This is a genomic window from Arenimonas sp., assembly GCF_035312645.1.
Lineage (GTDB): Bacteria > Pseudomonadota > Gammaproteobacteria > Xanthomonadales > Xanthomonadaceae > Arenimonas.
Genome location: NZ_DATGBO010000026.1, coordinates 1 through 13,195, shown reverse-complemented (window position 1 = coordinate 13,195; position 13,195 = coordinate 1). Strand labels below are relative to the sequence as shown.

The 13,195-nt window shown below is 63.9% G+C and carries 10 protein-coding genes; 3 read left to right on the top strand and 7 right to left on the bottom strand.

From position 1 onward, the window contains the following. Positions 1–148 precede the first annotated feature (148 nt). Positions 149–1,666, bottom strand: coding sequence for a fumarate hydratase (locus VKM35_RS02125; RefSeq protein WP_324317858.1), 1,518 nt, complete (start codon positions 1,664–1,666; stop codon positions 149–151). Positions 1,667–1,799: 133 nt separating this feature from the next. Next, the gene (locus VKM35_RS02120; RefSeq protein ID WP_324317856.1) at positions 1,800–3,680 is read right to left on the bottom strand and encodes an ATP-binding cassette domain-containing protein; all 1,881 of its coding nucleotides are present in this window, start codon (positions 3,678–3,680) and stop codon (positions 1,800–1,802) included. Positions 3,681–3,779: 99 nt separating this feature from the next. Here VKM35_RS02120 and VKM35_RS02115 point away from each other — a divergent pair, with 99 nt between their 5' ends. Next, positions 3,780–5,309 (top strand): tetratricopeptide repeat-containing sulfotransferase family protein, encoded by a 1,530-nt coding sequence (locus VKM35_RS02115; RefSeq protein WP_324317854.1) that lies wholly within the window; start codon positions 3,780–3,782, stop codon positions 5,307–5,309. A 44-nt stretch (positions 5,310–5,353) separates the two neighbouring features. On the opposite strand, the gene VKM35_RS02110 is transcribed toward VKM35_RS02115, so the two are convergent. Continuing rightward, entirely contained in the window at positions 5,354–7,192 is a 1,839-nt protein-coding gene (locus VKM35_RS02110; protein ID WP_324317852.1) for a diguanylate cyclase, read from the bottom strand. Between the two features lie 118 nt (positions 7,193–7,310). Here VKM35_RS02110 and VKM35_RS02105 point away from each other — a divergent pair, with 118 nt between their 5' ends. Next, positions 7,311–9,398: a molybdopterin-dependent oxidoreductase gene (locus VKM35_RS02105; protein WP_324317850.1), complete on the top strand. Its 2,088-nt coding sequence runs from the start codon at positions 7,311–7,313 to the stop codon at positions 9,396–9,398. Positions 9,399–9,434: 36 nt separating this feature from the next. Here VKM35_RS02105 and VKM35_RS02100 read toward each other — a convergent pair whose 3' ends face one another. The 4 genes from VKM35_RS02100 to VKM35_RS02085 form a co-directional block, all read right to left on the bottom strand. Next, on the bottom strand, positions 9,435–10,442 hold the full coding sequence (locus VKM35_RS02100) for an NADP-dependent oxidoreductase (protein ID WP_324317849.1): 1,008 nt from the start codon (positions 10,440–10,442) through the stop codon (positions 9,435–9,437). Positions 10,443–10,487: 45 nt separating this feature from the next. Beyond that, the gene (locus tag VKM35_RS02095; protein WP_324317847.1) at positions 10,488–11,288 is read right to left on the bottom strand and encodes a DUF1223 domain-containing protein; all 801 of its coding nucleotides are present in this window, start codon (positions 11,286–11,288) and stop codon (positions 10,488–10,490) included. Positions 11,289–11,378: 90 nt separating this feature from the next. After that, on the bottom strand, positions 11,379–11,861 hold the full coding sequence (locus VKM35_RS02090) for a peptidylprolyl isomerase (RefSeq protein WP_324317845.1): 483 nt from the start codon (positions 11,859–11,861) through the stop codon (positions 11,379–11,381). A gap of 101 nt (positions 11,862–11,962) precedes the next feature. Then, complete coding sequence (locus tag VKM35_RS02085) at positions 11,963–12,376, bottom strand: hypothetical protein (protein WP_324317843.1); 414 nt, start codon at positions 12,374–12,376, stop codon at positions 11,963–11,965. Between the two features lie 105 nt (positions 12,377–12,481). On the opposite strand from VKM35_RS02085, the gene VKM35_RS02080 reads away from it, so the two are divergent. Continuing rightward, positions 12,482–13,195, top strand: a 714-nt coding sequence (locus VKM35_RS02080) for a ferredoxin--NADP reductase (RefSeq protein WP_324317841.1), incomplete at its 3' end; no start/stop codon positions are given.

Sequence of the window (13,195 nt, the reverse complement as noted above, 5' to 3'; positions counted from 1 at the left end):
AGACTCATACCGCCCCAGCACAAAAAGAAATTCGTCATCCCGGCGAAAGCCGGGACCCATGGTGATCTTTTCAATGGGTCCCGGCTTTCGCCGGGATGACGGAATATTTTTCCGGGATAAACGACTTGGTCCCAACTCGCCCCAGCCCCTACTCCACCACCACCGGAATCCCGGCAATGCGCGCCTGCCATTCCTTCGGTCCGGTCTGGTGCACCGAGGTGCCGGCGGAATCAACGGCGACGGTCACCGGCATGTCCTGCACGGTGAATTCGTAGATCGCTTCCATGCCCAGGTCTTCGAACGCGATTACCTTCGCGGCCTTGATCGCCTTCGACACCAGATACGCCGCGCCGCCGACCGCCATCAGATACACCGATTTGTTGTCGCGGATCGCCTCGATCGCCGCCGGACCGCGTTCGGCCTTGCCGACCATGCCGAGCAGGCCTGTGGTTTCGATGATCTGGCGGGTAAATTTGTCCATGCGCGTGGCCGTGGTCGGGCCAGCGGGGCCGACGACTTCATCGCGCACCGGATCGACCGGGCCGACGTAGTAAATGAAACGCCCCTTGAAGTCGACCGGCAGTTTTTCGCCCTTGTTGAGCATGTCGACGATGCGTTTGTGCGCTGCATCGCGACCGGTGAGCAACTTGCCATTGAGCAGGATCACCTCGCCGGGCTTCCAACTCGCGACTTCCGCCGGCGTCACGGTGTCGAGATTCACGCGCCGGCCCTTGGAAGCGTCGTAAGTGAGTTTCGGCCAATCCTCCAGCGACGGCGGATCGAGCATCACCGCGCCGGAACCATCGAGCACGAAATGCGCATGGCGCGTCGCCGCGCAATTCGGGATCAATGCGACCGGAAGGTTCGCCGCATGCGTCGGATAGTCCTTGACCTTGATGTCGAGCACGGTGGTCAAACCACCGAGGCCCTGCGCGCCGATGCCGAGCGCGTTGACCTTGTCGTAGAGTTCCAACCGCAATTCTTCCGCGCGATTGCTGGCGCCGCGCGCCTGCAGGTCGGTGATGTCGATGGGCTCCATCAGCGCTTCCTTCGCCAGCAGCATCGCCTTTTCGGCGGTGCCACCGATGCCGATGCCGAGCATGCCCGGTGGGCACCAGCCAGCACCCATGGTCGGCACCGTTTTCAGCACCCAGTCGACGATCGAGTCGGAGGGATTGAGCATCGCGAATTTCGATTTCGCTTCCGAACCGCCGCCTTTCGCCGCGACGATCACGTCGACGACATCGCCCGGCACCACGGTCATGTTGACCACGGCCGGCGTGTTGTCCTTGGTGTTGATGCGTTTGCCGGCGGGATCGGAAAGCACCGAGGCGCGCAGCTTGTTGTCGGGATGGTTGTAGGCGCGGCGCACGCCTTCGTTGGCCATGTCCTCGACGCTCATCGTCGCGTCGTCCCAACGCACCTTCATGCCGATCTTCAGGAAGACGGTAACGATACCGGTGTCCTGGCAGATCGGCCGATGGCCTTCGGCGCACAGCCGCGAATTGATCAGGATCTGCGCGATTGCGTCCTTGGCCGCCGGGCTTTCTTCGCGCTCGTAGGCGGCGGCGAGATTCCGGATGTAGTCGACCGGGTGGTAATACGAGATGTATTGCAGCGCGTCGGCGACCGACTGGATGAAGTCTTCTTGTTTGATGTTGGCCATGGCGGGGTCCGGGCTAGGCGAAACGGGAAAATTTTACCGCGATGAATCGTCGAATCGTGGGAGCGGGCATGACCGCGATCGATTTATCCGAAAGCAAAAACATCGCGGTCATGTCCGCTCCTACGGGCGAGGCTTATTCCAACTCGTTCCAGCGTCCATAGGCGCTTTCGAGTTCCGCCTGCAGCGCAGCCAGCGTCTTGTTCTTCGCAGCCATGCCGGCGGCGCCCTGCTTGTAGAACTCCGGCGAATGCAGTTCGGCCGTTGCCTCGGCGATGCGGGTTTCAAGTGACTCAATGAGCGCCGGCAATTGCTCCAGTTCGCGCTGCTCCTTGAAGCCGAGCTTGCGCTTTGCCGGCGCCGCAACGGCTACAGTCGCCACCGTTTTCGGCACTTCCGGCGTCAACTTCGGCGATGCGGCGGCGGGTTTGTATTGCGTCGGTCGTTGCCGCAGCCAGTCGGAATAACCGCCGACGTATTCGCCGACGCGTCCATGACCTTCCATCACCAGTGAACTGGTCACGACGTTGTCGAGGAAGGCGCGGTCGTGCGAGACCAGGATCAGTGTGCCGGAATAATCGATCAGCAATTCCTCGAGCAGTTCCAGCGTTTCCACGTCGAGGTCGTTGGTCGGTTCGTCCATCACCAGCAAGTTGGACGGACGCGCGAAAAGCTTGGCCAGCAGCAGGCGGTTTCGCTCGCCACCGGAAAGCTTGGTGATCGGCGCCAGCGCGCGGTCCGGGCTGAACAGGAAATCCTGCAGATAACCCATCACGTGCTTGCGGCTGCCGTTGATGTCGATGAACTCGCGGCCCTCGGAGACGTTGTCGAGCGCGTTCCAGTCGTCGCGCAGTGCGCCGCGCAACTGGTCGAAGAACGCGATCTCGAGATTGCTGCCGATGCGCATTTCGCCGGACTGCGGCTGCAGGTCGCCAAGCAGCAATTTCAGCAACGTGGTCTTGCCGGAACCATTGGGGCCGATCAGGCCGAGCTTGTCGCCACGCTGGATGACGGTACTGAAATCGCGCACCAGCACGCGTTCGCCAAAAGCGAAATCGACGTTCTTCGCCTCGAATACCTTCTTGCCGGAGTTGGCCGCGCCCGCCGCCGCCAGTTTCACGTTGCCCGATTGCTCGCGGCGTTCGGCGCGCTCGCGGCGCATCGCCTTGAGCGCAGTCACGCGACCTTCGTTGCGCGTACGCCGCGCCTTGATGCCCTGCCGGATCCAGACTTCTTCCTGCGCCAGCTTCTTGTCGAACAGCGCGCTGGCCTGCGCCTCGGCATGCAGGCGCTCTTCGCGTCGACGCAGGTAGTTCTCGTAGTCGCCCGGCCAACTGGTGACCTGGCCGCGATCGACCTCGATGATGCGCGTGGCGAGGCTGCGCAGGAATTCGCGATCGTGGGTGACAAAGACCACACTGCCAGCGAAGTTCTTCAGGAATTCCTCGAGCCAGGCGATCGATTCGATGTCGAGATGATTGGTCGGCTCATCGAGCAGCAGCAGATCCGGTGCCGCAACCAGCGCCTGCGCCAGCAGCACGCGGCGCTTCATGCCGCCCGACAGCGCGGAAAATTCGCTGTCCTCGGGCAAATCGAGCTTGCTGATCACCTGCTCGACCCGTTGCTCGAGCTGCCAGCCGTGGCCGGCTTCGATCTTGGCCTGGACCGCACCCAGCGCGTCCATGTCGATTTCGTCGCCATCGTGCAAAAGGTGATGGTAGTGCGCGAGGTGTTCGCCGAGTTCGCCCAGGCCCATCGCCACGACATCGAACACCGTGCCAGTCAGTGCCAGCGGCACTTCCTGCGACAGCCCGGCGATGCGGCTGCCGAAGCGCTTTACCTCGCCGTCGTCGGGCTTGTATTCGCCCGACATCAGGCGCATCAGCGTGGACTTGCCAGCGCCGTTGCGGCCGACGATGCAGACGCGCTCGTTGGGCTCGATGGAGAGATTGACCTGCTCGAGCAGGCGCGGGCCGCCGACGCTGAAGTCGACGTTCTGAAAGTTGAGGATTGCCATTGGCGATATTTTACAGGCCGTGGCACCGTAAACGGGCTCTAACGCGGATCTGCCAAGCCCGACCGGGTTTGCCGATCACGCTGAGGCTAGACTGCTGGCATGGAAAATCGCTTGAACAAGCTGTGGCAGCGCGGCATCTGGCACCTCCGGTCCGGAAACCTGGACGCTGCCCAGGGCTTTTTCGAGGCCATGCTCGCGCGCGATCCCGGGCACGGGCCGGCCCGTTTCCGCCTGTCGATGATCCTGGCACGCCGCGGTCGGCATGAAGAAGCGATAGCGATGGCGGAGAAATTGCTGCTCGACGAGCCGCATCGCGCTGAAATATGGACGCATCTGGCGCGTTGCCAGCTGGTCGTCGGCCAGGCTGGCAAAGCGTTGGCATCGGCCGAGCGCGCACTGCTTGAACCCACCCAGGAGGCCGTGACCCTGGATTCGCTGGGGGTGATCTACAGCCAGCTCGGCGACCAAACCCGCGCCCTGGCGCTGTTCGACAGCGCGATCGCCCGCCAGCCCGACCAGGCCTCCCTGCATTACAACCGCGCCCTCGCCTACCGCGCCGACGGCCAAACCGAGGAAGCGCAACGCGATCTCGAAGCCTGCCTCGCCCTCAATCCCCTGCACGGCAAGGCACACCTGGCCTTGGCCAATCTCGGTAAGCAGAGCGAAACCGGCCATCACATCGAGCGCCTGCAACGCCTGCACGAAGCAACCCTGGCCGCGAAAGGCAGCGATGAGCTGGTCGCGCTGGCGCTGTTCAAGGAACTGGACGACCTCGGCCGCAGCGACGAAGCCTGGGCAACGCTGGAACCGCTGCTGCAGGCGCGACGGCAGCAAGCGAATTCGGGCAGCCTCGAAGCCGGCGGCCTGTTCGACCAATTGCTCCAGCGCTGCGATGCCGAATTCGTCAACGCGTTGCTGCCGGCCGTAGCACCCGACGAGCAGACCCCGATCTTCATCGTCGGCATGCCCCGCTCCGGCATCGCGCTGCTGGGCAAACTGCTGGGCATGCATTCGCAGATCCACTCCGGCGGTACGCGCCTGGGTTTTTCGCGCCTGTTGCGTCGCGAATCGGATTTGGCCAACCGCGACAATCTCGATGCGCCGATATTCGACAAACTCGCCCGCCTCGACTACGGCAAGCTCGGCCAGCGCGTCCGCCTGGCCGTCGATGCGCAGCGTCTGGGCAAGGCGCATCTGTGCGAAAGCGAGCCGATGGATTTCCTCATGCTGCCCTTCATCGCGCGCGCACTGCCAGAAGCGCGTTTTCTGCACGTGGTACGCGACCCGCTCGATACCTGCCTGTCGATTCTTTCCCAGCCCGGCGGCGATGCTTCGCTGGCGAACGGCGATCCGCTGGCAATCGCCGACTACTACCTGCGCTACCAGGGCCTGATGCAACACTGGCACGAGGTCTTGCCGGGACGCATCCTCGACGTGCAATACGAAAGTCTGGTCGGCAAGCCGGAGATGATCCTGCGCGTGGTCTGCGCATTCCTCGGCCTGCGCTTCGAAGCTGCGCTGCGCGGTGGTCCGCGCCTGCACAGCGAGCGCATCGGCCATTGGCGCCGCTACGCACAGCAACTGGAACCGGCGCGCCAGCGCCTGCGCGCTACCGGCACTTCGACCTGAGTCTGCGCCAGTCGCAGGGACGCGGCGTGGGGAAGCTCCTTCGACTAGGCCGTGCAGACGCGATCGCGACCGCTACGTTTGGCTTCGAACAGCGCGCGATCGGAACGACGCTCGAGATCAGCCTGCGCGGCGACCGTCGCCGGCGCCAGCGAGGCCAGGCCAATGCTGATGGTCACCGACAGGGAAACCTGCTCGCAGCGGATCGGTGTTCCGGCAACGACCGCGCGCAGGCGTTCGGCGATGCCTGCGGCTTCGTCGCTGTCCGCACCCGGCATCACCAGCGCGAACTCCTCGCCGCCGTAGCGCGCGATGAAATCCTCGCCTTCGCGCAACGAGGCCGCCAAGCGATGCGCGACCTCGCGCAGGCAGTCGTCGCCGATCGCGTGGCCATGCTCGTCGTTGATCGCCTTGAAGCGATCGATGTCGATCATCAGCAGGGAAATGGGCAGCGCACGCTCGACGCATTCGCCGAATCGCGCCGGCAGGTTCTGATCGAGGTAACGGCGGTTGAACACGCCGGTGAGGCCGTCGCGCAGACTGATTTCCGCGAGGCGCTGGTTGGCTTCGCCCAGTCGCAGTGCGGTTTCCGAAAGCGCGAGCGTGCGTTCGGCGACGCGCTGCTCCAGCGTTTCCCGCGCCTCGCGCTCGATCCGGATGCGCTCGTTGCGCAGCAGCGTGATGCGATACGCCAGCGAAAACGACAACAGCAGCATTTCCGCTGCCGAGCCGAACTGCAATCCGTATTCGGTCACCAGCGTGCGCGGAATCAGGCCGAATGACGACAGCGGCAGCGCGATGCCGCCGGCGATCAGCAGACCCCAGGCAAGCAGGAAGTAATACGCCGGCCGGAAACCACGCGCCGCACTGAGCACCGCGCCCACCGTCACCAGCACGCTGAACACCACCATCGCTGCGTTCAACACGATCGTCACCGGCAGCAGAAATGGCGGCCACAGCGCCGGCAGACCCAGGCACAAGGCCAGCGGCACGCTTAGCTTCGCGAGGCGCGACACGGTCGGCGCCATCCGGTCGAGATCGAGGAAGCTGCGCGAGAAGGCCACCGAACTGCCCAGCACCGCCGCTATCGAAAGTGGCAGCGAGGCATTCTGGAACCACGGCGAGCGCGGCCAGGCATATTCGAAACCGTAGCCGCCGAAGCTCAGCATCAACGCGCCGAACGAGGCAACGTAGATGACGTAGTAGAAATAGCTGGCCTCGCGGATCGAGACCATCACCGCGAAGTTGTACAGCAGCAAAGCCAGCAGGATGCCGAAGTACAACCCCTGCCCGGCCTGCTCCTCATGCGTCAGGCGTAGCAGGCTGGCTTCGGAATGCAGCCATATTGGCAGCTGCACGGAACTGCTCGACTGCACGCGCAGCAACAGCTGCAGCCTATGTCCGGCCGGCCGCTGCAGGCGCAGGTTGATGAAACGATGCGGCAAGGCGCGCGCAGCGAATGGCAGGGCATCGCCCATCGCCAGCGTCTGGCTTTCATGGCCCTGATCGAAAACATGCACGTCGACACGATCCAGGCGCGGCTGCTCGATGACCAGCAGGGATTCGCAATCGCCGGCGACCGCGGGAAGATCCAGGCTCAGCCATAGTGGCCGCGAACGGAAACCGAAACTCGGCGTGCGTTCGCCCAACGCAACGAACTTTCCTGCCGCGACCAATCGCCGCGCTGCGACGAGATCGATATCGGTCTCGCTATCCGGCAACACCGACAACTGCGGCGACAAAAAAACACCTCGCGCGGGCACCGGGCATTCGCCAGCGACCGCATTCCCGGCAGCGACGCCTGCCAACAACAGCGTCAGCGTCAGCAGCAGCGCATGGGCGCGACCGATTCCTTGCCCGCAAAAGAAACTTCGAAACGACCTCATCAGTCCTGTCCCCCGACCCCTGGCAGCGACGCTATCACGCCGCCGCCGACGCCGTGGTGACGCCGCGCGGTGCCGGAGTTTGGCCTTACACTCGCCACTGGCCGACGAGGATCGCCCCATGTCCCGTACCTCACGTTTTCGCGCCTGCCCGCTGTGCGAAGCCATCTGCGGGCTGGATCTGCAATACGAGGGCGATACCCTCACCGCGATCCGCGGCGATGACGCCGACCCGTTCAGTCGCGGCCACATCTGCCCCAAAGGCAACGCCATCCTTGATCTCGAAGCGGACCCCGACCGCCTGCGCCAGCCAATGCGCCGCGTCGGCAGCGACTGGCAGGCAATCGGCTGGGACGAAGCCTTCGCGCTCGCCGGGGAAAAACTCGCGACGATCCAGCAGGCGCACGGCGCCGCTGCTGTCGCGACCTATCTGGGCAATCCCAACGTCCATCACTTCGGCCACATCGCCTATCTACCGGCGCTTCTCAAGGCGCTGCGCAGCCCGAATGTCTACAGCGCATCGTCGGTCGATCAATGGCCGCATCAACTGGTCGGCGCGCAGATGTACGGGCACCAGTTCCTGCTACCGATTCCCGATGTCGACCGCTGCGATTATTTTCTGATGCTCGGCGCCAACCCGGTGGCATCGAACGGCAGCCTGATGACTGCGCCCGGCATCGCCAAGCGCCTCAAGGCGCTGACTACGCGCGGCAAACTCGTGCTGATCGATCCGCGCCGTACCGACACCGCCGCGATCGCCAGTGAACATCATTTCATCCGGCCCGGCAGCGACGCCTGGTTCCTGGTCGCGCTGCTGCAGCAGATGCACAAACTCTCGCCGCCGCGCGTCGCTGCCTATGACGGGAAACTCACTGGTCTCGATGAAGCGTTGGCGGCGATCATCGCCATCGACACGCGCGATGTCGCACAGCGCACGGGAATTTCCGCTGCCGATATCGCCCGCATCGCCGGCGATTTCCTCGCCGCGCCGCGCGCGGTCGCCTATGGCCGCATGGGTTTGAGCACGCAGGCGCATGGCACGCTTTGCCAATGGCTGCTGCAACTGATGAATCTTGTCAGCGGCAATCTCGACCGCGAAGGCGGCGCCTTGCCCAACGATGCGGTGATCCCGCTCACCGGCCCCGGCACCTCGCCCGGGCAACGCGCACGCTGGCATAGCCGTGTGCGCGGATTGCCGGAATTCGCCGGTGAATTGCCGGTGGCCGTGCTCGCCGAGGAAATGCTCACGCCCGGCGATGGCCAGGTTCGCGCGCTGCTGACTTGCGCCGGCAACCCGGTGTTGTCGACGCCCGACGGCCGCGAACTGGAACGCGCGCTGACGCAACTCGAGTTCTACGTCGCCATCGACATCTATATCAACGAAACCACGCGCCATGCCGACCTGATCCTGCCGCCGGCTTCGCCGCTGACCCAGCATCACTACGATCTTATCTTCAACACCTTCGCGGTGCGCCGGGTTGCGCGTCTCAACATGCCGACGCGCGAGCGCGATGAAAGCGAACGCGGCGACTGGGAAATCGTCAATGGCCTCGGCGCGGCGTATGCCGCCGCGAGCGGCAAGCCCTGGCAATCGCTGCCGCCGCCACGCGTGCTGATCGCTGCGGGACTCAAGCGCGGCAATTCCGGATTGACCATTGAGGATCTGGAAAACGCGCCGCATGGGCTCGACCTCGGCCCGCTGCGGCCAACGCTTCTGACCCGACTGGAAACCGTCAGTGGAAAAATCGAATGCGCACCGACGTTGTTGATGACTGAACTCGCCGCATTTGCCGCGGCGACGCCACACTCCGATGCCAATGCATTGCATCTGATTGGCCGCCGCGATGTCCGCAGCAACAATTCCTGGATGCACAACGCGCCGCGTCTGGTGAAAGGCAAGGCGCGGCATCAGTTGTTCATCCATCCCGACGATGCCGGCGCACGCAAGCTCAGCGATGGCGCGCGCGTGCGCCTGCGTTCGCGTGTGGGCGCCGTGCTGGTCGATATCCAGTTCAGCGACGAGATGATGCCTGGCGTGGTCTGTCTGCCGCATGGTTTCGGTCATCAGCGCGAGGACAGCCACCTGCAGCGCGCGCGCGAAGTGGTCGGCGAGAGTTACAACGACCTCAGCGATCCGCTGCTGTTGGACGGGCCTTCCGGCAACGCGGCGCTGAACGGCCTGCCGGTCTGGGTGGAAGCGCTGGCCTGAATCCCTGAAGTTCAGAATTGCCGCGACGCTGCGACGTCAGGCGCCGATACGCAGCATGACCTTGCCTTTCGCGCGGCCGGCGATCAGATACTCGTAGGCCTCGACAGCCTGCTCGAAATCGAAGACACGATCGATCACCGGCTTGATGTTGCCGTGATCGACCATCGTCGCGATGTCAGCCAACTGCGCGCCGCTCGATTCGGTGAGGAAGCGGAAATAACTCGCCTGCTTGCGTTTAGCCGCCGCGTATACCTTGCGCGCCAGCCACCACATCGCCACACGTACCAGCGGATTGCCGGCAAAAAGCGCGGCCATCTCGCGATCCGGCGGCCCGGCGACGCTGACCACCGCGCCACCGGCCTTGAGCAGATCGAACGCCTGCAGCGTGTGTTCGCCGCCAAGCGTGTCGAAGACGATGTCGTAGATCGGGCCGCGCTGACGCACCTCTTCGCGGTCGTAGCAGATCACCTGGTCGGCGCCGAGCGCGAGTACCCAATCGGCATTGCGTGAACTCGTGGTGGTGTCGACGATCATGCCCAATGCTTTCGCGTACTGAATCGCGAAACTGCCCAGGCCACCGGAGCCGGCATGGATCAGGATGCGTTCGCCGGCGCGCGCGTGGGCGCGGTCGACCAGGCCTTGCACGGTAGTCAGCGCCACCAGTGGCAGCGAGGCCGCGCCCAGGGCATCGATGCTCTTCGGCGCGTGCGCGACGAACCGCGCAGGCTGCACGTCGAATTCAGCGAATGCGCCGAGAGTGTCGCGACTGCCACGCACGAAGACCGCATCGCCGACCTTGAATTCGCTGACGTCCGCGCCGACCGCATCGATCACACCGCTGGCATCGAAGCCGACGGTGACGGGAAATCTCAGCGGCGTCAGCCGATGCAGATCGCCATGCAATTGCTTGTAGTCGATCGGATTGAGGCTTGCGGCTGCGACGCGCAGGCGCACTTCACCGGGGCCGGGTGAGGGCCGCGGAATCGTCACCAGCGTCAATGCAGATTTAGCCGGGCCGTAAGCGTTCGCCTGCCAAACACGCATGGTCTCGCTCATGGAATTCTCCGGGGCTGCGACCCGGCGATTCTGTCACGGCGCAGAGGTATTCGCAGGCAGCATGCAATGGGTCAGCGGCAAGCTCAGCGCCTGCAGGTTTTCGCCGTCGCTCGATGCCTGGACGAAAGCGGTCAAACCCAGATGCGCGGTGATGGCGCCGGGCGGCGGTTGAATCTCGAGAACATGGTGAAGGCCCGATGCCGTCATCGGCCACGGCCCCCATAACCCGCGCACGACGCGCTCGTGATGCAGCAGCGTATTGGCGTTTTCGCCGGCTTTCACCGCCGTGCTCAAGCCATCTTCGTAAAGTGCGAGATAGAGATTTGCCTGTGGCGCGGCCTTGCCTCGCGGCATCGCGGCGACATCGACATGCAGACCCGTCGTCGTACGCCGTGCCTTCAACGCGATCTGCAGCGGCGCTGGCTGCACCTGCACCGCGGCGATGGCTTCCGCGACCTGCGCGGGCTTGTACCAGCGCAGATCCAGACGCGAGCCCAGCATCACCTGCGGCGTATAGACCGTGTTGCTGCCACCGGCCTGCACGCGCTCGCGCTGGCGTTGGCTATACGCGGCTTGCGCGAAACGATCGGGCCAACCGATCTCGTCCCAGTAATCGACATGGAAAGCGAGCAGGCTCAGCTGCCCTGGATCGGCCTTCGCCGCTACCCCTGCCAGCCAGCGATCCGCCGGCGGGCAACTGCTGCAACCTTCCGAGGTATACAACTCGATCAACGCGGCGCGTTGCGCGCCGCTCTGCGCCGAACACTGCGACTGCGCCGACGCGGCGATCGGCGACACAGCCATCGCGCAGGCCAGCATGGTTAGCCATTTCATTGCACTTTCTCCAGGTTCTCGGATCAGGGAGAGAGAAAGGCAGCGAAAGGATGCGCCGCGGAGCAAAAAGCCCGCAGCGCTTTTTCTGGGTTAGTGCGCGTGACCACCGGCGCCGTGCGCGTGGCCATGGGTCAGCTCTTCGAGGCTGGCATCGCGGACATCGGTCACTTCGACCGCGAAATGCAGGGTCTGGCCGGCCAGCGGATGGTTGCCATCGACGGTGACTTCGTCGCCATCGATCTTGGCGATCGCCACCGACAACGGACCCTGCGGCGTCTGCGCCTGGAATTCCATGCCGACTTCGAGCTGGTCGACGCCCTGGAACGCTTCCTTGGGCACAACCTGGATCAGCATCGGATTCGGCTGGCCGTAGCCTTCTTCCGGCGCGACGTCGACATTGAAAGTGTCGCCCGTCTTGCGGCCGAGCATTTCCTTTTCCAGGCCCGGAACGATATTGCCGGCGCCATGCAGGTAGGTCAGCGGCGATTTGCCCGCGGAGGAATCGATCACCTCGCCAGCGTCATTGGTGAGGGTGTAGTGGAACGACGCGACGGTGCGCTCGGCGATCTGCATGGAAAATCCTTGGGCTATGAGAAGAGAAAGGGCCCTGCGGCCCGTTCGCTATTATAAACCGGCGATCCGCCCCACCAAAACCATACGAGGGCCGGAATCTCTCAGCCACCACCGAAGCGCAGCCAGCGCTCGGCGGCATTCACGCTGCTGAACACGTGCGCCCGAAAGCCCGATTCCATCGCGAAGATCTGGCCGTGCTCCATCATCGCCACGTGCGCCATGATCGGTTCGACGAAGGCGATCTGTACCGTCTCCATGCCCGAGCCCTGCATCTTGCGCACCAGCTCGGCGATCTGTTCGGGTGGCATCGGCGCGCCGCCGAGATCGTCCATCACCATCACGCGCGTGGCCCGTCGCGTCTGGCACTCGGCGGCGATTTCACGCCAGTAAGCCAGGGTGATTTCCGGCGAATCCTGCGGACCGCTGACATGCGCGTACAGATAGTCGGGACGCTGTTCGAAATGCAGCTGGTAGCTTCGCGCTTCGTCGTTGTCGCCAGCATCAATATTTGTCATGGCGCGATTATAGGGCGGCCCCAAACATGCTCCCACCCTGCCCTGCACCCGCAACGGATGCGACAATACCGGCCCAGGCCAAAGCAGCCGCATTCTTTCGAGACCATGTCCGCCGCCTTCATCACCGAAACCGTGCTCGATGTCCGTCACTGGACCGAGGACTATTTCAGCTTCACCACCACCCGCGACGACGGCTTCCGTTTCGACAACGGCCAGTTCGTGATGATCGGTCTTGAAGTTGCGCAGCCCGACGGCACGATGAAGCCGCTGCTGCGCGCGTATTCGATCGCCAGTGCGAACTGGGAAGAGCAACTGGAATTTTTCAGCATCAAGGTCGCCAACGGCCCGTTGACGTCGCGCCTGCAGCACATCAAGCCCGGCGACACCGTGCTGCTGAGCCGCAAGCCGACCGGCACCTTGTTGATCAGCGACCTGTTGCCGGGCCGGACGCTCTACCTGCTTGGAACCGGCACCGGCCTCGCGCCATTCCTGAGCATCATCAAGGATCCGGAAACCTACGAGCGTTTCGAAAACGTCGTACTGACCCACGGCGTACGCAGCGCCAAGGATCTTGCCTACGCCGACTACTTCCGCAACGAATTGCCCAAGCACGAATTCCTCGGTGAGGAGATCCGCCGGAAACTGCATTACTATCCGGCCGTGAGTCGGGAAGCACACGTCAACCAGGGCCGCCTCACCGACCTGATGGCCAGCGGCCGCATGGCCAGCGATCTCGGCCTGCCGGCGCTATATGCCGAGACCGATCGCGCGATGATCTGCGGCAGCCCGCAGATGCTAGGCGATTTCCGCCGCATCCTC